Raw genomic sequence first — 26,452 nt, forward strand, 5'->3', positions numbered from 1 at the left:
CGCAAGAGTTCTGGCACACTGTTTGCCCTTAACAATTGCGCTGGTTAAGCTCCGCTATCGACCCCGTGAATCCGTTCATGCGCAGAGGGAGCGCCCCTATCGTGTCAACCGTGCGCCTAGCTAGCAGTCCACTGGCCTTGGATATCGCCACCATCGATCGTTTCCTGGCGCACAGCCACCGGCGGCGATATCCCACCCGTACCGACGTCTTCCGACCCGGTGACCCGGCGGGAACCCTGTATTACGTTGTCAGCGGCTCGGTTTCGATCATGGCCGAGGAAGATGACGATCGCGAGCTGGTGCTGGGCTACTTCGGTGCCGGCGAGTTCGTTGGCGAAATGGGCCTGTTCGTCGAATCGGACCGCCGCGAGGTGATCCTGCGGACCCGTACCGCCTGCGAACTGGCCGAAATCAGCTACGAGCGCCTGCACCAGCTGTTCCTCGGCCCGCTGTCGGCCGACGCCCCGCGCCTGCTGTACGCGCTGGGCCAGCAGATCTCCAAGCGCCTGCTCGATACCAGCCGCAAGGCCAGTCGCCTGGCATTCCTGGACGTTACCGATCGAATCGTGCGCACACTGCACGATCTGGCGCAGGAACCGGAAGCGATGAGCCATCCGCAGGGCAGCCAGCTGCGCGTGTCGCGCCAGGAACTGGCCCGCCTGGTCGGCTGCTCGCGCGAAATGGCCGGCCGCGTGCTGAAGAAGCTGCAGACCGACGGCCTGCTGCATGCACGCGGCAAGACCGTGGTGCTGTACGGCACCCGTTGACCGTTGAGCACCCGGTGGGTGCGGACCTTGGTCCGCACTCCTTCGCGCGCTAGGCTCGGTGCATGGAACTGAGCAGCGAATTCTGGTGGTTCATCCTCATCGGTCTCGGCGCACAGCTGGTCGACGGCGCCTTGGGCATGGCCTTCGGCCTGGTGTCCTCGTCGGTGATGCTGAGCATGGGCCTGCCACCGGCGCAGGTCAGCGCCAGCATCCACACCGCCGAAGTGTTCACCACCGGCGCCTCGGGCGTGTCGCACCTTGCCGCCGGAAATGTCGATAAACGCCTGTTCCTGCGCCTGGCCCTGCCTGGCGCGGTGGGCGGTGCCGTGGGCGCGTACGTGCTCACGCAGATCCCGGGCGAGATCATCCGGCCACTGATCTACCTGTACCTGCTGGTGCTGGCGATCATCATCCTGGCCCGCGCCGCCGGACGCTGGATGCCCAAGGGCGAGATCCGCCGGGTACCGGTGCTGGCCTTCTTCGCGGGCCTGCTCGACGCCAGCGGCGGCGGTGGCTGGGGGCCGATCGCGACGTCCACCCTGCTCGCCCGCGGCGGCCAGGCGCGCACCACCATCGGAACAGTCAACGCAGCCGAGTTCGTGGTCACGTTGACGGTGTCAGCGACCTTCCTGTTGTCGATGGGCGTGCAGCATCTGCAGATCGTCGCCGGCCTGCTGATCGGCGGCATGATGGCCGCGCCGGTGGCGGCGATCCTGGTCAAGCGGGTGAAAGAGCGCTGGGTGCTGGTGGCCGTTGGCGTGCTGGTGCTGGGGATCAGCCTGTTCCAGATCGGCCATGCGGTGTACGGGCACCTGTATCGCTGAGCGCAGGACCTGTAGAGCCGGGCCATGCTCGGCTGATCGCGCACGGATACCGCAACGAAGAGCAGCCGAGCATGGCTCGGCGCTACAACAGGCTCGGATCAGGCCTTGTCGCCGCCGCGGTCCACGCAGCCCCAGTTGAGGATGCGGGTGCCGGCCGGCAGCACGCGGCGGAAGAAGTCCACCCGGCCCGGCTTCGGGTTCACCACGACCGGCGCCTTGGCTGCCAGCAGCAGCGGCAGGTCGGCCGTGCTGTCGGAGTAGGCGATATCGATATCGCCGTAGCCGCGCTCGCGCAGCATGCGCATCTTTTCTTCGTTGTGGCAGTGGCGGGTCGGGCCGACGCCGCCCAGCCGCGGGCCGACCTCAGTGCCGATCACCGGCACGTCCTGGTGGGCGACGAAGGCGAGAATGGCGCGCGCCAGTTCCGGCGGCGCCCCGGTGGCGACCACCACGCGGTCGCCCTTGGCGCGGTGCGCGGCGAACACCTCCAGCGCCTGCGGCAGCAGCTTGGCGCGCATCTGCGCCTCGTTGCGCAGCACGTAGGCGTCGATCACCTTGTTGAAATCGCGCGCACGGTGCAGGCCGAAGCTGCCGATCCACACATAGACCGAAATACCCGTTCGGCGGGTCGGCAGCATCGCCACCAGCGGCCCGGCGATCGGCGTGACCAGCAGTGCGGCCAGCATGCGCAGCGGGTTGCGCTTGATCAGCGAGGCGAACAGGTGGGTGCCCGAATCGCCGTCGTAGAGGGTGTGGTCGAAGTCGAAGACCACCAGCGGCGCATCCTCGCGCGGCGTTGGATAGTGCGTTGTCATGCCGCGAAGAATAGCTGACGCAGGCCCTCGCCCGGCTCTTCGACGCGCATGAAGGCCTCGCCGACCAGGAACGCATGGATGCCGGCGTCGCGCATCAGCGCCACGTCCTGCGGGCCGAGGATGCCGCTTTCGGTGACCAGCAGGCGATCCCGCGGAACCGCCTTCTGCATGTCCAGCGTGGTCTGCAGCGACACCTCGAAGGTGCGCAGGTTGCGGTTGTTGATGCCGATCATCGGTGCGGGCACCTGCAGCGCACGCTCCAGCTCGTCGATGTCATGCACTTCCACCAGCACGTCCATGCCCAGCGACAGGGCCAGTTCGGACAGGGTGGCCAGCTGGGTATCATCCAGCGCGGCGACGATCAGCAGGATGCAGTCGGCGCCCAGCACGCGCGCCTCATACACCTGGTAGGCGTCGATGACGAAGTCCTTGCGCAGCACCGGCAGCGTGCACGCCTCGCGGGCCTGCTGCAGGTAGGCGTCGGCGCCCTGGAAGAAATCGACGTCGGTCAGCACCGACAGGCAGCTGGCGCCGCCGAATTCATAGCTGACGGCGATGTCGGCCGGGCGGAAGTCCGGACGGATCACGCCCTTGGAGGGGCTGGCCTTCTTCACCTCGGCAATCACCGCCGGGTCGCCATTGGCCACCGCCGCCTGCAGCGCGCGCACGAAGCCACGTACCGGCGGGGCGCTGGCCACGGCGGCCTGCAGCTCCTCGAGCGGGCGCTGGGCGCGGCGCTGGGCCACTTCTTCGGCCTTGCGGGCCAGGATCGTCTGCAGGATGTCGCTCATCGTCTTCGGGTCGGTGCGGGGGCGGTGAGGACGGCCATTATCGGCCATCGAGAGGGTCAGGCTGAACCGCGCGCTCAGGCAACCAGCGCGCGGGTGGTCTCCACATACTGCTGCAGGCGCTGGCGGGCGCTGCCATTGGCGATGGCGGCACGGGCGCGGGCCAGGCCATCACCGATGTCGCTGGCCACACCGGCAACGTACAGGGCGGCACCGGCATTCAGCGCGACGATGTCCAGCGCCGGGCCGGGCTCGTTGTCCAGCACGGCGCGCAGCATCTGGATGGACTGCTCCGGCCCGTCCACGCGCAGGTTGCGGCTGGCCGACATGGCGATGCCGAAGTCTTCCGGGTGGATCTCATACTCGCGCACCTTGCCGTCGCGCAGCTCGCCGACCAGGGTGCCGGCGCCCAGCGAGATCTCGTCCATGTTGTCGCGACCCCAGACCACCATCGCGCGCTCGGTGCCCAGCTCACGCAGCACGCGTGCCTGGATACCCACCAGATCGGGATGGAACACGCCCATCAGCACCGAAGGCGCGCTGGCCGGGTTGGTCAGCGGGCCGAGGATGTTGAAGATGGTGCGCACGCCCATTTCGCGGCGCACCGGCGCGACGACCTTCATCGACGGATGGTGGATCGGCGCGAACATGAAGCCGATGCCGGTCCGCTCGATGGCCGCGGCCACCTGGTCAGGCTGCAGTTCGATCACCGCGCCCAGCGCTTCCAGCGCATCGGCACTGCCGGACTTGGACGACACGCTGCGGTTGCCGTGCTTGGCCACGCGTGCGCCGGCGGCGGCGGCGACGAACATCGAACAGGTGGAGATGTTGAAGGTGTGCGAGCCATCGCCACCGGTGCCGACGATATCAACCAGGTTGGAGGTATCGGCCACCGGCACTGGCCGGGCGAATTCACGCATCACGGTGGCCGCCGCGGCGATTTCGTCCACGGTCTCCTTCTTCACGCGCAGCCCGGTGAGGATCGCGGCGGTCATCATCGGCGAGACATCGCCGCGCATGATCTGCCGCATCAGGTCGACCATTTCGTCGAAGAAGATTTCGCGGTGCTCGATGGTGCGATGCAGGGCTTCCTGGGGGGAGAAGCTCATGGGAATGCTCCTTGGATCAGGCCGCCGGGCGCTGCAGGAAATTGCGCAGCAGGGCGTGGCCGTGTTCGGTGAGGATGGATTCGGGGTGGAACTGCACGCCTTCCACCGGGAACTGGAGGTGGCGCAGGCCCATGATCTCTTCGATCGAGCCGTCGTCGTTCTCGGTCCAGGCGGTCACTTCCAGGCAGTCGGGCAGGCTGTTCTTGTCCACCACCAGCGAGTGGTAGCGGGTGGCCTGGTAACGGTCCGGCAGGCCGGCGAACACGCCCTTGCCTTCATGGCGGATCGGCGAGGTCTTGCCGTGCATGATGTTGCCGGCACGGATCACCGTGCCGCCGTAGACCTGGCCGATGCCCTGGTGGCCCAGGCACACGCCGAGGATCGGCGTGGTCGGGCCCAGGCGCTCGATCAGTTCCAGCGATACGCCCGCTTCATTGGGCGTGCACGGGCCGGGCGAGATGACGATGCGCTCGGGTTTCTGCGCGGCGATCTCGTCCACGCTCATCGCATCGTTGCGCACCACCTTCACCTCGGCGCCCAGCGTCTGCAGGTACTGCACGAGGTTGTAGGTGAAGCTGTCGTAGTTGTCGATCATCCACAACATGGTCAGGTTCCGTCGCTTATCAGGAAAATGGCGTACACGTTCTCGGTGTAGGTGATGGGGCCGGCTTCCACCGACTCGCGCAGGCGGGAGCCCGTGCTCTCGATGCTGTTCATCGGTGCCTCGGGCGCGGGCGGCGAAGGCGGCGTCACCAGGTCCCCGCTGCTGGGCCAACTGCCCGCCTGGATGCCATAGGCGAAGTTCGGCGCCACGTCGGAAATGCTGTACAGACCGCGCAGCTGGGTGCCGTAGGCCTTGGCCAAGCCCTGCGCGGACTGGCGGGTCTGGGCCGCCGCCTCGCCCTTGAGTTCGCGACGCAGCGCCACTTCACCCGAATACGTCGGAGCCACGCTGCTGACCTGCACGTTCTCATTGGCCTTCAGCGCCCCCAGCGCGTCCTGCATCTGCTGGACGCTGGCGAAGCTGGCGCGCAGTTGGCGTGACACGCGGGTGCCGATGAAGACCTGCCGGTTCTGCTCATAGCGCGTTGCAGGACCAATCCGCAGGTTGTCCGCGCGCACGCTGCCGTCCACCGCCTTGTGCTGCTTGAACAGTGCCAGCACGCGGGCAACGTTGTCCTGCACGCGGCGGCGCGCGGCGTCGGCGTCCATGTCGGTCTCTTCGATGTTCAACTGCAGGCCGAACCGGTCCGGCATCACCACGCGGCGCGCCTCGCCCTTCACCAGCAGGTGCGGCTGCGAGGGAATGGTATTGGCCTGCGCCCATGCAGACGGGGCCATCGTGGCCAGCAGTGACGACCACAGCAATGCGCTCAGCAGCTTCATGCAGTACTCCTTGTCTTGAACGGGGACAGTGCCACGACCGCGGCGCAGCGGCCGTGGCGAGGCAGGCTTACAGGCCCTTGGCGGCCTGGGCGACAGCGCGGAACAGCGCGCGGCCCTTGTTCATCGTCTCGTCCCATTCCTTGTCCGGGTCCGAGTCGTAGACGATGCCGGCACCGGCCTGCACATACAGGCGGCCATCCTTGATGACCGCGGTGCGGATCGCAATCGCGGTATCGGCATCGCCGTGCCAGCCGATGTAGCCGATGCTGCCGGCATACACATTGCGCTTGATCGGCTCCAGCTCGCGGATCACTTCCAGCGCGCGGATCTTCGGCGCGCCGCTGACCGTGCCGGCCGGGAACGTGGCACGCAGCACGTCGGCGTAGCTCAGGCCCGGCTGCAGCTGCCCGGTCACTTCGCTGACGATGTGCATGACGTGGCTGTAGCGCTCGATCACGAACTGCTCGCCCACTTCCACGGTGCCGGCCTTCGAGACGCGGCCGGCATCGTTGCGGCCGAGGTCGATCAGCATCAGGTGCTCGGCGCGCTCCTTCGGATCGGCCAGCAGCTCGGCTTCCAGCGCCAGATCCTGCTCGACGGTGGCGCCGCGCGGACGGGTGCCGGCAATCGGGCGCACGGTGACTTCCCCATCCTGCAGGCGCACCAGGATTTCCGGCGAAGAGCCGACCACCTGCAGGTCGCCGACATCGAGGAAGTACATGTACGGCGACGGATTCAATGCGCGCAGCGCACGGTACACATCCACCGGGCGCGCCTTGAACGGCACGCTCAGGCGCTGGCTGAGCACCACCTGGAAGATGTCGCCGGCGCGGATGTATTCCTTGCTGCGCTGGACCGCATCGACGAAGCCTTCGCGGGTGAAACCCGAGACGAAATCGGACTCGTCCAGCACGTCGCTGTTGAGCGGCGCCGGATAGCCCGCGCCCGGTGCGCGCAGCTTGGCGGTCAGCGCATCCAGGCGCGCCTGCGCCTGCTCGAACGCGCCTTCGATTCGCGGGTCGGCGTGCACGATCAGGTACAACCGGCCCTTGAGATTGTCGAACACCGCCAGCTCGTTGGAATCCAGCAGCAGGATGTCCGGCGTGCCCAGCTCATCGCGGCCGGCCGGCGGCGCCAGGCGCGGCTCGATGTAGCCGATGCACTCGAAACCGAACCAGCCGACCAGGCCACCGGTGAAGCCCGGCAGGCCGTCCAGCTTGGGCACCGAGTGGGCGCTGCGCAGCGCCTCGACCTCGGCGAACGGGTCGGCCACCTCGCGCGTTTCCACCACCTGGCCGTCCTCGCGCACGGTCAGCGCGTGGCCGTGGAAGGCGTACACGCGGCGCGCCGGCAGGCCGATGATCGAGTAGCGACCAAAGCGCTCGCCGCCTTCGACGGATTCAAACAGGTAGGTATTGGGGCCGTCGGCGAGCTTCAGGTAGACCGAAAGCGGCGTGTCCAGGTCGGACAGCACTTCGCGGACAACGGGAATATGGGTGTGGCCTTCAGCGGCCTGCAGCTGAAACTGAGCGTGCGAGTTCAAGACGACTTTCCTTCCGGGACACAGCGTTATGGGGGCGGACGACGGCAACGGGCCACCATCGCCACCAACGGCGTGCGGAAGAAAGGGTATGCGGGGTCGTCAGGCTGGACACCCCTTGACTGTATCGCAGGATCGGCGGGAGGGGAACCCTGGGAAACTGAACCACGGGAAAGCACAGGGCTGACGGCGGGGACCGGCGCGGGAACCGGTAGAGTCGACTGTCAGTCGACTTGCGCGCGTAGCACGGGGTTTTACGCCGTCGGAACGAAAAGCAGTCGACTAACTGTGTAAACCCACCACGTTGTTCAGCGGGATTCTGGAAATAGGCGGTTGGCTGCCGATCCCCATGTGGGGTCGGTGCCAGTTGTAGTGGTGCAGCCATTCAGGCAGCACGGCGTCGCGCTGCTCTGACGAAGCGTACTCGCAGGCGTAGGCCCATTCGCGCAAGCTGGTCTGGATGAAGCGCTCGGCCTTACCGTTGGTTCGCGGGGTGTAGGGCTTGGTCCGATAGTGCTTCATGCCCAACGAGGCGACGAGTCGAGCGAAGACGCCGGAGCGATAGCAGGCGCCGTTGTCAGTCAGGACACGCTGGAAGGTGACTCCCAGCGTCCTGTAGTACGCCACGGCGGCCAGCAGCGCCTGGCAGGCCGTTGAGCCCTTCTCATCGGTGTGAACGCTACTGAAAGCGACTCGGGAGTGGTCATCAATGGCCACATGGACATAGCCCCAGCCACCGCCGCCAGCGTTGCCACGCCGATTCGGATCGACCCGGTGCCCGGGCCGGCGGAAGTTGCCGAGTTTCTTGATATCCAAGTGCAGCAAGCCGCCCGGGCTGTCGTACTCATACCGGACCGCCTTCTTCGGTGGGTCCAGAAGGCACAGGCGATTGAGTCCTCTTCGACGCATCAGTCGTGAAATGGTGCTGTGAGCCACGCCCAGTGCCTTGGAAATGGTCAGGTAGGTTTGCCGTTGACGTCGACGCCGGACGATCTGCTCAACGAGCGCCTCGGGGGTGCTATGGGGGCTGCGGCTGGGCCGGGAGCTGCGGTTCTGCAGCCCACTCAAGCCCTCGGCTCGATACCGGGCCAGCCACTTGTAAGCCGTGCGCACACTCACCCCGCAAGCCTGGGCGGCCTCTTCTGGCCGAAGGCCTTGCTCAGTGATGCGGCGGACAAGAAGTTCTCGACTAAACGGCGTCAAACGGGCATTTTTATGGTGGTTCATCCGGGCTCTTTGGGGACTGGACAGGTGTGGTAACCACCATTTTCCAAAGATGCCCCGGATGAACAACCTACCGAGAGATCACAACTAACAGTCGACTCTACCCCCCTGCCCGCCCAGCAGCGGGCAACCGGCCGGCAGATGCATCCGCACCCTGCCCGGCACGCACTCGATGCGGAACCGCTGGGCCTGCACCGGTTCACCGTCCAGGTTGAGCGTCAGCGGTCGCTGCGATTCGATCTGCAACCACGGCAGCCGCGCGCGCGTGGCCAGCTGTTCCAGCGCAGCCTGGGTGCCGGACTTCAGCATCTGGCCAAGGGTGGCGGTGACTTCGCCTTCCAGCTCCGGAAGCACCGTCACATCCAGCAGCCCATCATCGATCAGTGCCTGCGGGCACAGCTGCTGGCCGCCACCGGCCTGGCGACCGTTGCCGATGCCCAGGGCGATGAAGTCGCCTTCCCAGGCGAAGTCCGGCCCCGACAGGCGTGCGTTGATCGACTCGATGCGGCCGAGCTTGGCGATGCCGGTGATCACATAGGCCAGCCCGCCCAGCATCTTTTTCAGGCCGGCGTCGGTCTCCACGGTGACCTGCGTGCCGAAGCCACCGCTGGCGAGATTGGCGCACCACCACGGCGTGCCATCGGCGTCCACGCGCAGCAGATCGATGGCACGCGGCGCGGTCTGCCCGATCAACGCGAAGGCCTCCTTCGGTTCGGTGGGAATGCCGGCGGCAGTGGCGAAATCGTTGGCGGTCCCCATCGGGATCAGCGCCAGCGAGGGCAGCATGTCCGCCGCCTCCTCGCGATGCGCCAGCGTCTCGGCCACCGCACTGAGCGTGCCATCGCCACCGGCGGCGACGATCACGTCCACGCCATGCTCGATCGCCTCGGCCACGTAGCGTTCAGCGTCGCCGTCCTCCCAGGTCACCCGTACTTCCAGCTGCACGCCCTGCCCGCGCCAATGGCCGACCGCATCGCGCAGTTCGTCGTTGCCCGCGGATTTACCGTTGAGGATCAGGCGCCAGCGCGGGGTGGTCATGCGGTGCTTCCGTGAAGGGGTTGCACAGGCTAGCAACGTGCTGTTTGCCCGCGGTGAATGTCACGCAGGTGTCATTCAGCTGCTGGAGAATGGAAGGCCATAGCAGGGACGACGGATGGAGGCAGGATCAGCCTCCCACGCATGCAGCGAGGCCACGCCAGTGATTGGCGTGGCTTTTTTTTCGAGGTCCGCAGGGAGTGCGAACCAAGGTTCGCACCCACCGGGTTGCGGTTAGCACCCACCGGATTGCGGTTCGCCCCCATCCAGGTCGAGGCGCGGACGCAGTAGAGCCACGCCATGCGTGGCTGCCTTGCGTATCAACCGTTGGCGAAATCGTGCAGCGCCTGGCCCTGCAACCGGTACACGGTCCACTCGTCCTGCGGCTTCGCACCGGCAGCGGTATAGAACTCGATGGCCGGGGTGTTCCAGTCCAGCACCGACCATTCGAAGCGACCGCAGCCTTCGGCCACCGCCTGGCGCGCGATGTACTTCAGCAGTGCCTTGCCGGCACCGGCGCCACGCTTTTCCTGGCTGACATAGAGGTCTTCCAGGTAGATGCCCTTGCGGCCCAGCCAGGTGGAGTAGTTGTAGAAATACACCGCATAACCGATGGCCTCGCCGTCGGCTTCGCAGATCAACGCGCGTGCGGTCGCATCGGCGCCGAACAGGCTTTCGGCAATGCCGATCTCGTCGGTCTGCACCGAATGCTCGGCCTTCTCGTAGATGGCCAGCTCGCGGATGAAATGCAGGATCAGGCCAGCGTCGGCGACGGTGGCCGGACGGATGTTCAACACGGCCACCGTACCCATGGCTCAGCCCCTTGCCGCAGCGACGTTCGCGCGCATCTGCGCGATCACGTCCTGATAGCTGGTCCTGGCGTTGAAGATGGCCGAACCGGCAACGAAGGTGTCGGCGCCGGCGGCAGCGATCTCGCCGATGTTGTCGGCCTTCACGCCGCCATCGATCTCCAGGCGGATGTCCTTGCCGCTGGCGTCGATCATCTTGCGCACCACGCGCAGCTTGTCCAGCGCCGAGGGGATGAAGGCCTGCCCGCCGAAGCCCGGGTTGACCGACATCAGCAGCACCAGGTCCAGGTCAGCCAGCACCCAGTCGAGGATGTCCACCGGGGTGGCCGGGTTCAGCACGATACCCGGCTTGCAGCCCAGCGAGCGGATCAGCTGGATGGTGCGATGCACGTGGCGGCTCGCTTCCGGGTGGAAGCTGATGTAGGTGGCACCGGCCTCGGCGAAATCGGGAATGATGCGGTCCACCGGCTCGACCATCAGGTGCACGTCGATCGGCGCGGTGACGCCGTGCTTGCGCAGGGCCTGGCAGACCATCGGGCCGATGGTCAGGTTCGGCACGTAGTGGTTGTCCATCACGTCGAAGTGGACCCAGTCGGCGCCGGCGGCGAGGACGTTGTCGACTTCCTCGCCGAGACGGGCGAAGTTGGCGGAGAGAATGGACGGGGCGATGAGGCAGTTGGACATGGCCGGGGCCTTCGGAACGAGGAAAGGGTTCTCCCGCCCGCAGGCGGGACTGTGGGGTCAGCGCTTGCGCAGGGTCTTGATGCGGTCGTAGGCGGCGTTGATCCGCCGCGACTTCTGCTCGGCCTGCTGCTGCAGCTCGGGGGCGGCGCCGCCCAGCTTGTCGGGGTGGTACTGGGAAATCAGCTTGCGGTAGGCGCGCTCGACCTCGGCATCGGTGGCCTCGGAGGTCAGCCCCAGCTCCCGGTACGGGTTCTCCTTGTTCAGGCGGAACCAGTCCGAGTCGAAGGCATGCCCGATCAACAGGCCGACCACCGCGCCAAACAGCGGATTGGGCCGGAACAGCAGGGCGCCGGCGATGAATCCGAGCAGTTTTCCGTACCAGCGCATGGCGCTCCGGGGGCGGCCGACGAAATGGACGCTCATTTTACGTCACAGCGGGCCCGGACGGCTTTACACTAGGCCGCCCGCTGGTCAGCGGGCCCGCCGGGTCCGTTGGGCAGCCGTATCGACAACGCCCCAGGAGTGCCCGTGCCAACCACGCTGTTGCAATCCGATCTCCCCGGCCTGCCCTTGCGCCATCGCGGCAAGGTGCGTGATGTGTTCGATATCCCGCGCGAGCGGCTGCCCGCAGGGACCCCGCCGGGCGACTACCTGTTGATGGTCGCCACCGATCGCCTGTCGGCGTTCGACGTGGTGCTGCCCGACCCGATTCCGGGCAAGGGCGAGATGCTCTGCCAGGTGTCCAACTTCTGGTTCGCCAAGACCGCGCACCTGATGCCCAACCACCTGACCGGCATCGACGTGGCCAGCGTGCTACCCGAAGGCGTGGACCCGGCCCTGTATGCAAAGCGTGCGGTGGTCACCCGCAAGCTGAAGCCGGTGCCGGTGGAAGCGATCGCCCGCGGCTACCTGATCGGCAGCGGCTGGAAGGACTACCAGCGCACCGGCAAGGTCAGCGGCATCGACCTGCCCGATGGCCTGCGCCAGGCCGAGCAGCTGCCGGAGCCGATCTTCACCCCCTCGACCAAGGCCGCTGTCGGCGACCATGACGAGAACATCGATTTCGATGCGATGGTGAAGCAGGTTGGTGCGGACCTGGCCGAGCGCGTGCGCGATGCCACCCTGCGCATCTACAAGTTCGCCGCCGACTACGCCCGCGAGCGCGGCATCATCCTGGCCGATACCAAGTTCGAGTTCGGTACCGACGCCGATGGCCGCCTGTACATCATGGACGAGATGCTGACGCCGGATTCCTCGCGTTACTGGCCGGCCGACGAGTACGAAGTGGGCACCAGCCCGCCGAGCTACGACAAGCAGTTCGTGCGCGACTACCTGGAGACGCTGGACTGGGGCAAGACCGCCCCGGGCCCGAGCATCCCGGCCGGGATCATCGAGCGCACCCGCGCCAAGTACGCCGAGGCGCTGCAGCGCCTGGCCGGCATCAGCGTCGATTGATGCCCCTGCGCCCCCGGCCGGAAAGGCTGGGGGCGTTATGAAGGCGCGGCCGCCGACGGGGTGCATCGGCTGGGATGCGTTCGACCGGGATGAAATCGGCCGCGATACGGTCGACTGGGTAGAGTCGACTGTTAGTGCACTGCTCTTCGTTTCGACGGCGAAAATCCCCGCGCTGCGCGCGATAGTCGACTAACAGTCGACTCTACCCGGTCGGCCCCGCCCGGTCGGTCCCATTCGTCGGCGCCAGCCATTCGCCGCCCCTCACCGCCTGGCTCCGGCGGGAGTATGCTGGCCGCATGCAGACCTCCACCGAGCTTGCGCGGCCGATCGACCGCTATTTCGCCAGCTACTCCGACGACCACCGCAATGTGATCAACCAGCGCATCCACGTGGTGGCGGTACCAGCGATCCTGTGGTCGGTGGTGGCCCTGCTGTGGTGCCTGCCGCCGCTGATCACCTGGTTCCAGTACGGCATCTGGTCGGCGTTCGCGATGTTCAGCGCCTGGTGCTTCTACAACAAGCTGTCGCGCCCGCTGGGCATCGGCATGCTCATCCAGTTCTTCGTGTTCGGCTGCCTGTGCCGCCTGCTGGAAGCAGAAATCGGCCTGCAGGCCCTGCGCTGGCTGGCGGTAGGTGTGTTCGTGGTGGCCTGGGTGGCGCAGTTCATCGGCCACAAGTTCGAGGGCCGCAAGCCCAGCTTCCTGACCGACCTGACCTACCTGCTGATCGGCCCGGCGTGGGTGATGGCCAAGCTCTACCGCAAGCTCGACTGGCGCTACTGACGTGCCGGCGGCCGGCAGCGGCCGTCGTTTCCTGAACGGGCAGATCCCGTCACCCGCACTCCACGGCGGCCCTGCCAGCCTGCCCCGGTGACCCGCTCCCCACCGCCCGCCCGTCGACGGCAGCCCCTGTGCGACAGGGCCTGCGGTCTCCCTGCGTGGGCGTAGGGTGTCTCCCGAGGGCAGCCGGCGAGGCGATGCAGGAACGCGATGTTGCGCCGCAGAAAAAATGAATCAGCGAACGTTACATGCAATTGATCGCTGTTCGGTGGGTTTCGGCGACATTTCGCAGCCTGTTATCCTCCCTGACCTGCTCGTGAATCATGGATTCCCTGCATGCTCCCCAGCCTGCCCCTGCTGCTGGCCCTGCCGTTCCTGATGGCAGCGGCCGTTGCGGCCTTCCCCCGTAGTTCGCGCTCGACTGCTGCCTGGCTGGCGGCGCTGGCGCCGTTGGGCGGATTGGCCATCCTCGGCTGGCTGACGCCCGCTGTATTTGATGGCCAGGTGGTCCGCACCCTGGTGCCCTGGCTGCCGCAGATCGGGCTGGACTTCACCCTGCGCCTGGACGGGCTGGCCTGGATGTTCGCCGGGCTGGTGCTGGGCATCGGCGCGCTGGTGGTGCTGTATGCGCGCTACTACCTGAGCCAGCAGGACAACGCGCACCGCTTCTACTGCTACCTGCTGTTGTTCATGGGCGCCATGCTGGGCATGGTGCTGTCGGGCAACCTGCTGTTGCTGATGATCTTCTGGGAAATGACCAGCATCAGCTCGTTCCTGCTGATCGGCTTCTGGTCGCACCGCCAGGACGCCCGCGAAGGCGCGCGCATGGCACTGGTGATCACCGGCGGCGGCGGCCTGGCCCTGCTCGGCGGCGTGCTGCTGATCGGACGCATCGTCGGCAGCTTCGACCTGGATGTGGTGCTGGCCGCCGGCGAGCAGATCCGCACCAGCGCGCTGTATCCGTATGCCCTGTTCCTGGTGCTGGCCGGCATCTTCACCAAGAGCGCGCAGTTCCCGTTCCACTTCTGGCTGCCGCACGCGATGGCCGCGCCCACCCCGGTCTCGGCCTACCTGCATTCGGCCACCATGGTGAAGGCCGGCGTGTTCCTGCTGGCGCGCCTGCACCCTGCGCTGGCCGGCAGCGACCTGTTCTTCTACACGGTCAGCGGCATCGGCGCGCTGACGCTGTTGATCGGCGCCTGGAACGCGATCTTCCAGCACGACCTGAAAGGCCTGCTGGCCTATTCGACGATCTCGCACCTGGGCCTGATCACCCTGCTGTTCGGCCTGTCCACACCGATGGCAGTGGTGGCCGGCGTGTTCCACATCCTCAACCACGCCACCTTCAAGGCCTCGCTGTTCATGGCCGCCGGCATCATCGACCACGAGACCGGCACCCGCGACATGCGCAAGCTGGGCGGCCTGCGCAAGCTGATGCCGTTCACCAGTGCGCTGGCGATCATCGCCTCGCTGGCGATGGCCGGCATTCCGCTGCTCAACGGCTTCCTGTCCAAGGAAATGCTGTTCGCCGAAGCACTGACCGCCGGTGGCGGCCCGGGCGCGATGCGCACCGCGGTGTCGATCGTCGCGCTGCTGGCCGGCGTATTCGGCGTGGCCTACAGCCTGCGCTTCGTGCACGACACCTTCTTCGGCCCTGGCCCGCATGACCTGGACCGCGTGCCGCACGAGCCGCCGCGCTGGATGAAGGTGCCGGTGGAACTGCTGGTGGTGATCTGCATCGCAGTGGGCGTGGCGCCGGCACTGACGGTGGCGCCGGTGCTGCATGCCGCTGCTGCCTCGATCCTCGGCAACGCCATGCCCGAGTACAGCCTGGCGGTGTGGCACGGCTTCAACCTGCCGCTGGCGATGAGCGCGATCGGCGTGGTCGGCGGCGTGGCGCTGTACTTCGGCCTGCGCAAGCTGATCAACCTGCACGCGGTGGAAACCCGCACCACCGGCCGCAACGTGTTCCATGCGCAGCTGGATGCGATTTCCGCGCTGGCCATGCGCCTGACCAACGGCATCGCCAATGGCAGCCTGCAGCGCATGCTGCTGGGCCTGGTGCTGGTGGCGATCGTGGTTGCCGCCGCGCCGTTCGTGGCCAACCCGGCCTCGCCGAACTGGACCGCGCCGCAGCCGATCCCGCTGCTGGGCTGGGCGCTGTGGCTGGTGATGATGGCCTGTGCGGTCGCCACCCTGCGCGTCTACAAGCAGCGCCTGCTGGCGGTGCTGCTGGTCGGCGGCGTCGGCCTGATGGTGGCACTGACCTTCGTGTTCCTGTCCGCACCCGACCTGGCGCTGACCCAGCTGCTGGTGGAGATGGTCACCCTGGTGCTGATGCTGCTGGGCATGAACTACCTGCCCGCGCAGTCCGGGCCGGAGCGACCGCGCTGGCGCAAGCGCCGCGACGCGGTGATCGCGATCATCGCCGGTGCCGGCCTTGGCGCGCTGGCCTATTCGGCGATGACCCTGCCGCCCAACACCATGGCCGGCGAGCTGCTCGCCCGTGCGTTGCCCGAGGCGTACGGCCAGAACGTGGTCAACGTGATCCTGGTCGACTTCCGCGGCTTCGACACCTTCGGCGAGATCACCGTGTTCGGCATCGCCGCGCTGGTGGTGCACGCGCTGCTGCGACGCACGCGGATGGCCCCGGAGCAGATCATGCCCGGCCCGCCGATCAAGCTGCCGGTACCGGCCGATCTGGCGCAGATCATGTTCCCGCTGACGCTGACCGTGTCGATCTTCCTGTTCCTGCGCGGCCACAACGCGCCGGGCGGCGGCTTCATCGCCGGCCTGGTGCTGGCGGTGCCGCTGCTGATCCAGTACGTGATCCAGGGCACTGCCTCGGTGGAATCGCGCTTCGGCTTCGACTACATCCGCTGCATCGGCATGGGCCTGCTGATCGCCCTGCTCAGCGGCAGCGCCTCGATGCTGTTCGGCGTACCGTTCCTGACCAGTGGCCACCTCGACCTGCACCTGCCGCTGATCGGCGACGTGCCGCTGGCCAGTGCCATCGGCTTCGACATCGGCGTCTACCTGGTGGTGTTCGGCGGCGCCATGCTGATGCTGTCGATGATGGGCACGATCAAGCCCTCGCGTACCCGTACCGCCCGCAAGGGTGAGATCGACCTGCAACGCCGTTCGGCCCGCACCGGGGAGATGCACTGATGGAATTGGCCCTGGCTACCGCGATCGGCGTGCTGACCGCCATCGGCATCTACCTGCTGCTGCGTGCGCGCAGCTTCGATGTGATTCTCGGCATGACCTTCCTGTCCTACGCCACCAACCTGCTGATCTTCGCCGGTGGCCGCGTGGTGCTGGGCAAGGCGCCGGTGCTGCAGGAAGGCGTGGACAGCCACCTCGGCAACTACACCGACCCGTTGCCGCAGGCACTGGTGCTGACCGCGATCGTGATCGCCTTCGCGATGACCGCGGTAAGCATCGTGCTGGCCATGCGCAGCCGCAGCGACAACCACAGCGACCACGTGGACGCCCACGAGCCCGACGACGACCTGCAGGATGAGAGCGCGCCGCCGCGCCAGGGCGAGGACCGCGCATGAACCATCTGGTGATCCTGCCGATCCTGATTCCCCTGCTCGGCGCCGCGCTGTCGCTGTTCGTCGAACATCGCCGCTACGGCCCCAAGGTGCAGCGCGCGGTGGCGTGGACCTCGCTGTCGGCGCTGGCATTGGCGGTGGGCCTGCTGTTTGCCAGCACCGCCAGCGGTGACATCAACGTCTACCTGCTCGGCGACTGGCCGTCGCGCCTGGGCATCGCGCTGGTGGCGGACCGGCTGTCGGCGTGGATGCTGCTGACCACCCTGCTGCTGGCCATTCCCTGCCTGCTGCATGCCTGCTCGGGCTGGGACCGCCGCGCGCCGCACTTCCATGCACTGTTCCAGTTCCAGCTGGTTGGCCTGAACGGCGCGTTCCTCACCGGCGACATCTTCAACCTGTTCGTGTTCTTCGAGGTGATGCTGATCGCCTCATACGGCCTGCTGCTCAGCGGTGGCCGCGGCCTGCGCATGCGCATCGGCCTGCACTACGTGGTGTTCAACGTCACCGCCTCGACCCTGTTCCTGATCGCGCTGGGCCTGCTGTACGCCTCGCTGGGTTCGTTGAACATGGCCGAGCTGTCGCAGCGCATCGCCGAGGTGCCACCGGCGCAGCTGACCCTGGTGAAGGCGACGATGGGCCTGTTGCTGCTGGTGTTCTGCGCCAAGGCCGCACTGATGCCGCTGTACCTGTGGTTGCCGGAAGCCTATTCGCGCGCACCGGCGGCGGTGGCCGCGCTGTTCGCGATCATGACCAAGGTCGGCCTGTACTCGGTGCTGCGCATCCAGATGCTGTGGTTCGGTGATGACGCCGGTGCGATGGCCGGCTACGGCCGCGACTGGCTGCTGTGGGCCGGCGTGGCGACGCTGGTGCTGGGCGGCCTCGGTGCGCTGGCCGCGACCCGCCTGCGCGTGCTGATCTCCTACCTGGTGATCGTCTCGGCGGCCACGCTGTTCATCGCCTTCTCGGTCGGCACCCCGCAGGTGCTCTCGGCCAGCCTGTACTACCTGCCGCACAGCAGCTTTGTCGCTGCCGCGCTGTTCCTGATCGCCGACCTGATCCGTCGCCGCCGCGGTGGCGCCAGCGACCGCAAGGAAGTGGTCGCGCCGATGCCGGGCAAGGAAACGCCGGCGGTGCTGTTCCTGATCGGCGCGGTATCGGTGGCCGGCCTGCCGCCGCTGTCCGGCTTCCTGGCCAAGGCCGCCCTGCTGGCCGGCATGCCTGCGCAGTACACCGGCCCGGTCTGGACCGCGGTGCTGGCCAGCAGCCTGCTGGTGATCATGGGCCTGACCCGCGGCGGCATCCGCCTGTTCTGGCGCGTGCCACCGGTCGATCCGGAGGCACCGAAGCCGCGCAAGGCACGCCTGCGCCGGGTCGAGTTGTACGCCGCCTGCATCCTGCTGGGCTACGGAATCGGCATGACCCTGGCCGCCGCCCCGCTGATGCGCTACACCGACGCCACCGCCGCACAGCTGCTGCACCCCAGTGAGTACGTGCAGCAACTGCGTGCGACCACGCCGGAGATCCGCCAGCCATGACCGCACAGCGCTCCCTGTTCCGCCGCATCATTCCCTCGCCGATGCTCAGCATCATGGTGGTGGCGTTCTGGCTGTTGATGTCCGACAGCTTCACGCTCGGCCAGATCGTGCTGGGCCTGCTGCTGGGCGTGGTGGTGCCGTTGTTCGCCGCGCGCCTTGACCGCGAGTTCGCCCGCATCGGCACGTTGCGGCCGCTGCCCAAGCTGCTGTGCGTGACCCTGTGGGACATCCTGATGTCCAACATCCGCGTCGCCCTGCAGGTGCTGGGCCCGGAAAAGAACATCCACCCGGGTTTCATCTGGCTGCCGCTGGACATCGCCAACATCCACGGCATCGCGGCGCTGACCAGCATGATCACGCTGACTCCGGGTACGGTCTCGGCCGCGCTCAGCGACGACCGCAAGTACCTGCTGGTGCACGTGCTGCACCTGGAGGACCCGCAGGACCTGATCGATACGATCAAGCGCCGTTACGAGGCGCCGTTGATGGAGATCTTCCCATGACCGGTTTTGAAGTCATCCAGACCACGCTGGTGGTGTGCATGCACGTGGTCGGCCTGGCGATGCTGCTGGCCACCTGGCGCCTGCTGCGCGGGCCGACCGTGCCCGACCGCATCCTCGCGCTGGACACCCTGTCGGTGACCGCGATCGCCGAACTGATGCTGTTCGGCATGTACCTCAATTCGCCGATCTACTTCGAGGCCGCGCTGATCATCGCCATGCTCGGCTTCGGCAGCACCGTGGTGCTGAGCAAGTTCGTGCTGCGCCGGGACATCGTCGAATGATCACCGCTATCCAGATCGGCCTGTCGGTCCTGCTGCTGTTCGGCTGCTTCTTCATCCTGGTCGGCGCACTGGGCCTGGTGAAGCTGTCCACCTTCTTCAAGCGCCTGCACGCGCCGACCAAGGCGAGCACGCTGGGCGTGGGCTGCGTGCTGGTGTGCTCGGTCTGCTACCACATCTTCCTCGGCCAGGACCCGCAGCCGCGCGAGCTGCTGATCACCGTATTCCTGTTCATCACCGCACCGATCAGCGCACACATGATGGCCAAGGCCGCGCTGTCACTGCTGATGGAAACCCGCCCCAGCCTGCCGGGCAACGAGCCGGCCGCTGAAGAACAGCTGCCGCCGCCGGAACCGGTGCGGGAAGAAGAAGCCACGCAGAACCGGTAGTGCCGGCCGCTGGCCGGCAGTCGCAAGGGTTCCGTCAGAGGCAATGAGGTTGCCGGCCAGCGGCCGGCACTACCTCATGCCGCGCCCACCAGCAGCATTTCCAGCACGAACCAGCCGACGAACGCGACCAGCAGGATCGCGCCTTCACCGCGGCTGACCTTCAGGTCGCCACGCAGCATCGGGTACAGCACCAGCGCGAACGCCAGCAGCGCAGGCAGCTCCAGGCGCACGAACGAGGCCGGCAACGCCAGCGGCTGCAGCACTGCCATCGCACCAATCACCAGCAGCAGATTCACCACGCTGGAACCCAGCACGTGGCCCAGCACCATGTCGCCATGCCCGCGACGCGCGGCGGCGATGGCGGTGGCCACCTCCGGCAGTGCGGTGCCGATCGCCACCGGCAGCAGGCCGACCAGCAGGGGCGTCCAGCCCAGGGCTACGCCGAAGTCAGCAGCGGCGCCCACGACCAGGCGCGCGCCCCAGTACAGCGCCAACGCGGCAATCAGCACGCGCAGCACGTTCAACGGCAGGCTGGTGCGGCTCAGTGCGGACTCGGCGATGGCCACCTGCACCTCCGCGCTCTCGCTGCGACCACGGCGCAGCAGCAGCACCTGCACCACGATGAAGCCGGCCAGCAGTATGCCGCCCTCCCAACGTGCGAGGCCGCCATCAAGCCCGAACAGGATCAGCAGCACACCCGCCGCCAGCAGCGACCACCACAGCACCGTCTGCAGGCGCGCGCGCAGCAGCAGGGGTGCAGCCATGGCCGCCACGGCGAGGGTCAGGCCCAGGTTGACGATGCTGCTGCCCACCGCGTTGCCCAGTGCCAGCTCCGGTTGGCCCACCGCCAGCGCGCGCGCGTTGACTGCCAGTTCCGGCAACGAGGTGGTCACCCCGAGCAGCAACAGCCCGGCAGTGAACGGGCTGGCGCCGAAACGCTGGGCCAGGCCGGACACGGCCTTGACGATGGAGTCCCCGCCCAGTGCCAGCAGCAGCAGGCCGAGCAGGAACCAGGCAATGGCAATGGCGATCATCGAGCACTCCCCAGCAGTGGTGGCGCGATTCTACGCGTGGCCCGAGCGCATGGCTGGGCGGTGGATCAAGGATCAGCCACAGCCTTCCGCATAGTCGACCTGCGGAGTCTGCCCGACCCGCCAGGCACCCACCCGGCCATCGGCACCGAGCGCGAAGTCGATCACTGCCCCGCCCTCCTGCGCCGGGCGCACGCGCAGGTGCTGGGCCTTGTCGTCGTACTTGTCGGGGCCGACGTCAGCGCGCTCGGGATACAGCACCTGCAGCTCACCCAGGGTCATGCCGACCTTGCCGCCGCCCGGTGCGGTGATGGCGGCGCTGCGCACGTCGTAGCGCACCAGCTTGCGGCCCTCGATCATCAGGCGCGGATCTTCGGCATCCTGCGGGCGCAGGAAGTAGCAGCCGTCGTTGCTGTCGTCAGCCGGCAGCGGCTTGCCCGCCGCATCGGTGCCCAGACCCTGCAGCGGCGTGCCGAAGCCGGCGCGCACGTCGGCGATGCCGGCACCCAGCTTCGCACCCGCGAAGCCGTCCAGGCGGGCTGGACTGTCCTTGCGGAGGTCGTTCGCCGGGCGGGCCGCCAGATCAGGATCCGTCGACTGGGTGGGGCCGGTCGCCGAGGCGGTTTCCGCCGGAGTGTCGCTGCCGCTGCCGGCCGCCCCCTGCTTGTCGGGGCCGCCACTGCAGGCGGCGAGCGAAAGGAGCAACAGACCAGCAATCGGGAGGTGCTTCATCGGTGCGGTTCCCTGGCACGAAGATGGCTGCACGCTAGCCCATCCGGTGTGCAGGCGCTGCATTGTCATCGCGGTTTCATCGCCTTCGTTCAGGCTCGGCGAGCACCGACCTGGCCGTCCCTTCCATGCAACCGCGCAAGACCGATCTCGCCCGAACCGCGCTGCAGGCCCATCGCGCGCCGCTGGACATGCGCCAGCGCCGGCTGCTGATCCTGTGCGACGGCCAGCGTACCGTCGCCGACCTGACCGGCCTGCTCGGCCAGGAAGCACCGGCGATGGTCATCCAGCTGGTACAGGCGGGGTACCTGAGCACCGGCACGGGCGCCACGACCCCGGCACCGTCGACCGCAGCCGCGGCAACGCCGGTACCCACGCCGCCGGCAGCCACACCTGCTGCACCCGCAGTCGAACGCCGGCGCTCGCTGGTGGCAGCGCGCATCTACGTGCTGGGCATCCTGGAAATGCAGCGGCATCCACAGGCGGCGGTGCTGTTCCGCGACCTGCAGCAGGCGCGTGCGGAGGATGAGGTGCTGCAGCGACTGCAGTCGGCGATGCTGATGCTGCCCGGGCTGGCCTCGGAGGGCTATTGCCAGCGTGTACGCCAGCGCCTGCTGGAAGCGCTGCCGTTGGAGCACTGCGACGCGTTCGCCGAGCCCGCCTGAAGAAAAAGGGGACGGAGGGGATCAAGTCGCTTCAGGCACATCAGCGCGTGCCGACCAAGGTCGGCACCCACCAAGCTAGCGGGACGATCGGAAGTTGTTGCGCAGCCCGTTCCAGCACTGCTGGTAATCGCCCTGCCGATGGCCGGCAGCCAGCGCCTGCGCGCTTGGGCGGATCACCGCGCGGGTCTCGAACATGAAGGCCATCGTGTCCTTGATCACATCGGCCTTGGACAGATCGGCACTGGACGCCTTGTCGAAGGTCGGCGCGTCCGGGCCGTGACCGCTCATGCAGTTGTGCAGCGATGCGCCACCCGGCACGAAGCCCTCTGCCTTGGCATCGTAGGCGCCATGTACCAGGCCCATGAACTCGCTGGCGATGTTGCGGTGGAACCACGGCGGACGGAACGTGTTCTGCGCCACCAGCCAGCGCGGCGGGAAGATCGCAAAGTCCATGTTGCTGGTGCCCGGGGTGTCGCTGGGCGAATGCAGCACCAGGAAGATCGACGGGTCCGGGTGGTCGTAGCTGATCGAACCGATGGTGTTGAAGCGACGCAGGTCGTAGCGGTACGGCGCGTAGTTGCCGTGCCAGGCCACCACGTCCAGCGGCGAATGGTCGATCGGCGCACGCCACAGGCGGCCTTCGAACTTGGCGATCAGTTCGAAGTCGCCGTCGACATCCTCGAACGCCGCATGCGGGGTCTCGAAGTCGCGCGGATTGGCCAGGCCGTTGGAGCCGATCGGTCCCAGGTCGGGCAGCTTCAGCAGCGCACCGTAGTTCTCGCAGATGTAGCCGCGGCTCGGGCCATCGGGCAGTTCGACGCGGAAGCGCACACCACGCGGAATCACCGCAATCTGCTGCGGCTCGATTTCGATCACGCCCAGCTCGGTCAGCAGGCGCAGCGCGCCCAGCTGCGGCACGATCAGCAGCTCGCCATCGGCGTTGTAGAAGTAACGGCCGACCATGTCGCGGTTGGCGGCGTAGAGATGGATGCCAACACCCGCGTGTGCATCGGGCGAGCCGTTGCCACCCATCGTGTACAGGCCCTCGACAAAATCGGTCGGCAGCTCCGGCAGCGGCAGCGGGCTCCAGCGCAGCTGGTTCGGCGAGGCCGGCTGTGCGCCGAAATCACACTGCAGCTGCGACTGCGCGAACGGGGTGAACTCGCCATGGGTCACCGCCGGGCGGATCCGGTACAGCCAGCTGCGGCGGTTGCTGCCGCGCGGCGCAGTGAAGGCGGTGCCGGTCAGCTGTTCGGCGTACAGGCCGTGGGCGACCTTCTGCGGTGAGTTCTGCCCGACCGGCAGCGCGCCGGCAACGGCCTCGGTGGCGAATTCGTTGCCGAAGCCGGACTGGTAGCCGCGGGCGGTGATGGCGGTGGACATGGGGGCTCCTGAGATTGCCGGCCAGCGGCCGGCACGACCATTCAATCAGGCAATGCCGGCGGGAGGCCGACATTGCCCGTGCAGACCTTACAGCACGCCGCGGCGGATCTGGTCGCGCTCGATGCTCTCGAACAGCGCGGTGAAGTTGCCTTCGCCGAAGCCTTCGTTGCCCTTACGCTGGATGATCTCGAAGAAGATCGGGCCGATGCAGTTCTGGGTGAAGATCTGCAGCAGCTTGCGCTGGTGGGTTTCCGGATCGGCATCGATCAGGATCTTGTTCTTCGCCAGGCGCGGCACGTCTTCACCGTGGTTCGGCACGCGCTGGTCGATCACGTCGAAGTAGGTCTCCGGCGTATCGAGGAAGTCCACGCCCTGCGCGCGCATCGCTTCGACGGTCTCGTAGATGTTCTCGGTGAAGCAGGCGATGTGCTGGATGCCCTCGCCCTTGTACGCATCCAGGTATTCGTTGATCTGGCTCTTCGGGTCGGACGATTCGTTCAGCGGGATGCGCACGATGCCATCCGGCGCGGTCATCGCCTTGGACACCAGGCCGGTCTTCAGGCCCTTGATGTCGAAGTAGCGGATCTCGCGGAAGTTGAACAGGCGCTCGTAGTAGTCCGACCACTGCTGCATGTTGCCGAAGTACAGGTTGTGGGTCAGGTGGTCGATGAAGGTCAGGCCGAAGCCCACCGGGTGCAGGTCGGCACCGGCGATCGGCTCGTAGTCGCCGTCGTAAATGCTGCCAGCGCTGCCGTAGCGGTCGACCAGGTACAGCATGCAGTCGCCGATGCCCTTGATGACCGGCGCGCTGACCGCCTTGCTGTCCGGCTTGAAGGCGATGGCTTCGGCACCGTTGCCCAGCGCGGTCTGGTAGACCTCCTGGCCCGGCTTCTTGAAGCGGATGGCGAAGCCGCAGGCGCACGGACCGTGCTTCTCGGCGAAGTCGGCGGCGAACGAATCGGGGTCTTCATTGACCAGGAAGTTGACGTCACCCTGGCGATAGACGGTAATCGGACGCTGCTTGTGCTTGAGCACCGCGCTGAAGCCCATCTTCCGGAAGTACTCGTGCAGCTCCTGGCCACGGCCGGCCGGGGCGGCGAATTCGACGAACTCGAACCCGTCGATGCCCATCGGGTTCTCGAAGGTGGTGACCTGCATGCCGGGGTTGGGGTGCGAGGCGGTCGGGACTGCGGTATTCATGGCGTGGCTCCGAATCGGTACCGCATCGGTACAAACCAGGTGCGGGCAGGTAGGGACCCGGCGAGAATGCAGGGTCTGGACCTACCCCTTATAGTTACACTTGAAACCACCAGCAAGGTGCACCGCAACATGAGCCCCGCCGATCCTGCCTCGACCCGCCTGCGTGCCTCGCACGTCCTGCTCGACCTGGAACAGTTCCTGCCGTACCGGCTGAGCGTGCTGTCCAACCGGGTCAGCGGCAACATCGCCAAGCTATACGGTGATCGTTACGGTCTGGCGATCCCCGAGTGGCGGGTCATCACCATCCTGGCGCTGTACCCGGGCTCCTCGGCCAGCGAGGTCTCCGACCGCACGGCGATGGACAAGGTGGCGGTCAGCCGCGCCGTGGCCCGCCTGCTGGAGCGCGGCTTCATCAAGCGCGAGACCCACGGCGACGACCGCCGCCGCTCGGTGCTGGCGCTGTCGGCGGCCGGCTTCGAGGTGTACGAAACCATCGCACCGATGGTGATCGAGATCACCCGCAAGCTGATGTCGGTGCTGAGCGAGGAGGAGGAGCAGCTGCTGGAAAAGCTGATCCTGCGCCTGGCCGGCGACGGCCTGGAACGGATGGGCGAAGGGGTGTAACCACGCCGAGCGCGGCGATTGGTAGATCCACGCCATGCGTGGATGGCGACGCGCCGGTGTGGCTTCGGCGGAGTCAGAGCCCTCTCCTGCGGAAAGGGATCCGACCCCGAGGCGCGCTGGGTCAGCTCAGATGCTTGCGCCGTGCGTGGATCCACGGCACGGCCAGCGCGGCAATGGCGCCACCGGCGAAGCCGAGCGAGGCGGCGACGGTGGCGGCTTCGACCGCCCCCGGTAGCGCCAGCGCCGCAGCTACGAGTAGCAGCGACGGCAGGCCGACGAAGGTGCCCAGGAAGAAATGCCAGCGCGGTGACCATGTATTGAGTTGCAGCAGACTGACCGGTTGCCAGGCGTCGGACGCGGCATCCTCGGCGATCTTCGCCACCACCTTGCCCAGATCCACTTCCGGCAGCGCGCGCCCCAGGCGGGCGGTCGCCAGCAGTTCGGCCACGGCCTCCACCGGTGGGAAGCTGGACGGCCACGCCACCGGAGCCGGCACGCCGTAAGCGGTCAGCAGCGGCACGCTCAGCCACGGCGCCACCAGCGGGCGCATGCGGCGGCGGCCATGCACGCACCAGATCTGCGGCTGTCCATGTGCGGTGACGTTGTACAGCGCCAGTTCGTTGGCAGGCGGATAACCCAGCATGGTCACCCGCGCCGCCAGACTGTCCTGGCCCATCGCACGCAGGAAGCCCGGGCGGCTGCGCCCTTCCTGCATCCACGCCAGGCCCAGCGCACCCACCAGGTACGCCTCCGCCACGTCCTTGCTGCCCGCAGTGGCGCGCTCATCACTGGCCAGGTACCACGCCAACGACTTCGGCTCGGCGACATCCTTCAGGCCCCAGCGGCTGTCGTCACCCAGCACGTGCCGCACCGGCAGACGGGCAGGCGCGGTTTCGCCACGCTCCCCGGTCTGCAGGAACGGCAGCACGCCCTGGATGAAGGTGGACAGCTCGATCGCCCGCGCGCCGTGGCCCTGCCATTCCGGCGGCAGAAGCCCGGCCAGCTGGCCGTCGGCGGCCAGCGCATCAAGGCGCGCCTTCTGTTCGACCAGCTTCTGCACGGCGCCCTTCAACACCACGTTGTCGGGCAGCGCGATCTGCGGCAGGCGGTGGCGGGGCGGGGCCAGTTCGACAGCGTCATCGCCGGTGCCGGCGTCATCCAGCAGCGCCTCCTGCGGTGGCAGGGTCACGCCCTCGCCTGCTCCGCCCTCGGCCAGCTCACTGGCGGGTTCGGGCAATCGTTCGGCGTGGTCGCTGTGCATGGGCGTTCCGGTAGGTTGCGTCGACGGGGCGTCGACTGAGGTCCTTGCCGGTAACGGCGTGCTCACGGTGAAGTTGAGACAC

General features: G+C 67.3%; 28 protein-coding genes. 12 read left to right on the plus strand and 16 right to left on the minus strand.

The window, feature by feature from the left end:
- Window positions 1-77 precede the first annotated feature (77 nt).
- The gene (gene crp, locus ACZK29_RS20135) at window positions 78-767 is read left to right on the plus strand and encodes a cAMP-activated global transcriptional regulator CRP (protein ID WP_012481435.1); all 690 of its coding nucleotides are present in this window, start codon (window positions 78-80) and stop codon (window positions 765-767) included.
- 62 nt (window positions 768-829) lie between these two features.
- Window positions 830-1,591: a sulfite exporter TauE/SafE family protein gene (locus ACZK29_RS20140; RefSeq protein ID WP_111203305.1), complete on the plus strand. Its 762-nt coding sequence runs from the start codon at window positions 830-832 to the stop codon at window positions 1,589-1,591.
- 98 nt (window positions 1,592-1,689) lie between these two features.
- On the opposite strand, the gene ACZK29_RS20145 is transcribed toward ACZK29_RS20140, so the two are convergent.
- The 11 genes from ACZK29_RS20145 to ACZK29_RS20195 all read right to left on the minus strand — a co-directional run bounded on the left by ACZK29_RS20145 (window position 1,690) and on the right by ACZK29_RS20195 (window position 11,368).
- Entirely contained in the window at window positions 1,690-2,406 is a 717-nt protein-coding gene (locus tag ACZK29_RS20145; RefSeq protein ID WP_111203304.1) for a haloacid dehalogenase-like hydrolase, read from the minus strand.
- Complete coding sequence (gene trpC / locus ACZK29_RS20150; protein WP_106550927.1) at window positions 2,403-3,197, minus strand: indole-3-glycerol phosphate synthase TrpC; 795 nt, start codon at window positions 3,195-3,197, stop codon at window positions 2,403-2,405. The genes ACZK29_RS20145 and trpC overlap by 4 nt, the downstream gene beginning before the upstream one ends.
- Window positions 3,198-3,271: 74 nt before the next feature.
- On the minus strand, window positions 3,272-4,303 hold the full coding sequence (gene trpD, locus ACZK29_RS20155; protein ID WP_111113252.1) for an anthranilate phosphoribosyltransferase: 1,032 nt from the start codon (window positions 4,301-4,303) through the stop codon (window positions 3,272-3,274).
- A 16-nt stretch (window positions 4,304-4,319) separates the two neighbouring features.
- Window positions 4,320-4,907: an anthranilate synthase component II gene (locus ACZK29_RS20160; protein WP_478446402.1), complete on the minus strand. Its 588-nt coding sequence runs from the start codon at window positions 4,905-4,907 to the stop codon at window positions 4,320-4,322.
- Window positions 4,908-4,909: 2 nt separating this feature from the next.
- The gene (locus ACZK29_RS20165; protein ID WP_478446403.1) at window positions 4,910-5,689 is read right to left on the minus strand and encodes an SIMPL domain-containing protein; all 780 of its coding nucleotides are present in this window, start codon (window positions 5,687-5,689) and stop codon (window positions 4,910-4,912) included.
- A gap of 67 nt (window positions 5,690-5,756) precedes the next feature.
- On the minus strand, window positions 5,757-7,232 hold the full coding sequence (gene trpE, locus ACZK29_RS20170) for an anthranilate synthase component I (protein ID WP_111203301.1): 1,476 nt from the start codon (window positions 7,230-7,232) through the stop codon (window positions 5,757-5,759).
- 279 nt (window positions 7,233-7,511) lie between these two features.
- Complete coding sequence (locus ACZK29_RS20175) at window positions 7,512-8,456, minus strand: IS481 family transposase (protein ID WP_478446404.1); 945 nt, start codon at window positions 8,454-8,456, stop codon at window positions 7,512-7,514.
- Window positions 8,457-8,540: 84 nt separating this feature from the next.
- A complete protein-coding gene (yegS, locus tag ACZK29_RS20180) occupies window positions 8,541-9,491 on the minus strand; it encodes a lipid kinase YegS (protein WP_164147101.1) in 951 nt (316 codons plus the stop codon).
- A 317-nt stretch (window positions 9,492-9,808) separates the two neighbouring features.
- Complete coding sequence (locus ACZK29_RS20185; protein ID WP_065178874.1) at window positions 9,809-10,291, minus strand: GNAT family N-acetyltransferase; 483 nt, start codon at window positions 10,289-10,291, stop codon at window positions 9,809-9,811.
- Between the two features lie 12 nt (window positions 10,292-10,303).
- The gene (rpe, locus tag ACZK29_RS20190; RefSeq protein ID WP_111203299.1) at window positions 10,304-10,981 is read right to left on the minus strand and encodes a ribulose-phosphate 3-epimerase; all 678 of its coding nucleotides are present in this window, start codon (window positions 10,979-10,981) and stop codon (window positions 10,304-10,306) included.
- Between the two features lie 57 nt (window positions 10,982-11,038).
- Entirely contained in the window at window positions 11,039-11,368 is a 330-nt protein-coding gene (locus ACZK29_RS20195) for a J domain-containing protein (RefSeq protein WP_005411327.1), read from the minus strand.
- A gap of 141 nt (window positions 11,369-11,509) precedes the next feature.
- Between ACZK29_RS20195 and ACZK29_RS20200 the strand changes: the two genes are divergently transcribed.
- From ACZK29_RS20200 to ACZK29_RS20235, 8 genes are all read left to right on the plus strand, one after another.
- Window positions 11,510-12,436, plus strand: a complete 927-nt coding sequence (locus ACZK29_RS20200; protein ID WP_164147100.1) for a phosphoribosylaminoimidazolesuccinocarboxamide synthase — start codon at window positions 11,510-11,512, stop codon at window positions 12,434-12,436.
- A 296-nt stretch (window positions 12,437-12,732) separates the two neighbouring features.
- Window positions 12,733-13,218 carry an Mpo1 family 2-hydroxy fatty acid dioxygenase gene (locus tag ACZK29_RS20205; RefSeq protein ID WP_099484181.1) on the plus strand — a complete coding sequence of 162 codons (486 nt, stop codon included), beginning with the start codon at window positions 12,733-12,735 and terminating at the stop codon, window positions 13,216-13,218.
- Between the two features lie 333 nt (window positions 13,219-13,551).
- Window positions 13,552-16,383 (plus strand): monovalent cation/H+ antiporter subunit A, encoded by a 2,832-nt coding sequence (locus ACZK29_RS20210; protein WP_478446406.1) that lies wholly within the window; start codon window positions 13,552-13,554, stop codon window positions 16,381-16,383.
- Entirely contained in the window at window positions 16,383-16,775 is a 393-nt protein-coding gene (locus tag ACZK29_RS20215; protein ID WP_478446407.1) for a Na+/H+ antiporter subunit C, read from the plus strand. Before ACZK29_RS20210 ends, ACZK29_RS20215 begins: the two co-directional genes overlap by 1 nt.
- A complete protein-coding gene (locus ACZK29_RS20220; protein ID WP_478446408.1) occupies window positions 16,772-18,307 on the plus strand; it encodes a monovalent cation/H+ antiporter subunit D in 1,536 nt (511 codons plus the stop codon). Before ACZK29_RS20215 ends, ACZK29_RS20220 begins: the two co-directional genes overlap by 4 nt.
- Window positions 18,304-18,810 carry a Na+/H+ antiporter subunit E gene (locus tag ACZK29_RS20225; protein WP_106551318.1) on the plus strand — a complete coding sequence of 169 codons (507 nt, stop codon included), beginning with the start codon at window positions 18,304-18,306 and terminating at the stop codon, window positions 18,808-18,810. The genes ACZK29_RS20220 and ACZK29_RS20225 overlap by 4 nt, the downstream gene beginning before the upstream one ends.
- Complete coding sequence (locus ACZK29_RS20230) at window positions 18,807-19,091, plus strand: K+/H+ antiporter subunit F (RefSeq protein WP_005411334.1); 285 nt, start codon at window positions 18,807-18,809, stop codon at window positions 19,089-19,091. Before ACZK29_RS20225 ends, ACZK29_RS20230 begins: the two co-directional genes overlap by 4 nt.
- Complete coding sequence (locus ACZK29_RS20235; RefSeq protein ID WP_099484179.1) at window positions 19,088-19,477, plus strand: Na+/H+ antiporter subunit G; 390 nt, start codon at window positions 19,088-19,090, stop codon at window positions 19,475-19,477. Before ACZK29_RS20230 ends, ACZK29_RS20235 begins: the two co-directional genes overlap by 4 nt.
- A 74-nt stretch (window positions 19,478-19,551) precedes the next feature.
- On the opposite strand, the gene ACZK29_RS20240 is transcribed toward ACZK29_RS20235, so the two are convergent.
- Both ACZK29_RS20240 and ACZK29_RS20245 read right to left on the minus strand, forming a co-directional pair.
- Window positions 19,552-20,511, minus strand: a complete 960-nt coding sequence (locus ACZK29_RS20240) for a sodium:calcium antiporter (protein WP_478448667.1) — start codon at window positions 20,509-20,511, stop codon at window positions 19,552-19,554.
- Window positions 20,512-20,583: 72 nt separating this feature from the next.
- The gene (locus ACZK29_RS20245) at window positions 20,584-21,240 is read right to left on the minus strand and encodes a hypothetical protein (protein WP_478446409.1); all 657 of its coding nucleotides are present in this window, start codon (window positions 21,238-21,240) and stop codon (window positions 20,584-20,586) included.
- Window positions 21,241-21,365: 125 nt separating this feature from the next.
- Here ACZK29_RS20245 and ACZK29_RS20250 point away from each other — a divergent pair, with 125 nt between their 5' ends.
- Window positions 21,366-21,902 (plus strand): hypothetical protein, encoded by a 537-nt coding sequence (locus ACZK29_RS20250; protein ID WP_478446410.1) that lies wholly within the window; start codon window positions 21,366-21,368, stop codon window positions 21,900-21,902.
- Between the two features lie 75 nt (window positions 21,903-21,977).
- On the opposite strand, the gene hmgA is transcribed toward ACZK29_RS20250, so the two are convergent.
- Window positions 21,978-23,285, minus strand: a complete 1,308-nt coding sequence (gene hmgA, locus ACZK29_RS20255) for a homogentisate 1,2-dioxygenase (RefSeq protein ID WP_478446411.1) — start codon at window positions 23,283-23,285, stop codon at window positions 21,978-21,980.
- An 87-nt stretch (window positions 23,286-23,372) separates the two neighbouring features.
- Window positions 23,373-24,485, minus strand: coding sequence for a 4-hydroxyphenylpyruvate dioxygenase (gene hppD, locus ACZK29_RS20260; RefSeq protein WP_005411340.1), 1,113 nt, complete (start codon window positions 24,483-24,485; stop codon window positions 23,373-23,375).
- A gap of 129 nt (window positions 24,486-24,614) precedes the next feature.
- Here hppD and ACZK29_RS20265 point away from each other — a divergent pair, with 129 nt between their 5' ends.
- Window positions 24,615-25,109 (plus strand): MarR family winged helix-turn-helix transcriptional regulator, encoded by a 495-nt coding sequence (locus ACZK29_RS20265; protein ID WP_010482680.1) that lies wholly within the window; start codon window positions 24,615-24,617, stop codon window positions 25,107-25,109.
- Between the two features lie 121 nt (window positions 25,110-25,230).
- On the opposite strand, the gene ACZK29_RS20270 is transcribed toward ACZK29_RS20265, so the two are convergent.
- A complete protein-coding gene (locus tag ACZK29_RS20270; protein ID WP_164147095.1) occupies window positions 25,231-26,370 on the minus strand; it encodes a hypothetical protein in 1,140 nt (379 codons plus the stop codon).
- Window positions 26,371-26,452: the final 82 nt, after the last annotated feature.

It is taken from the genome of Stenotrophomonas sp. 89682_Sma, from assembly GCF_056481405.1.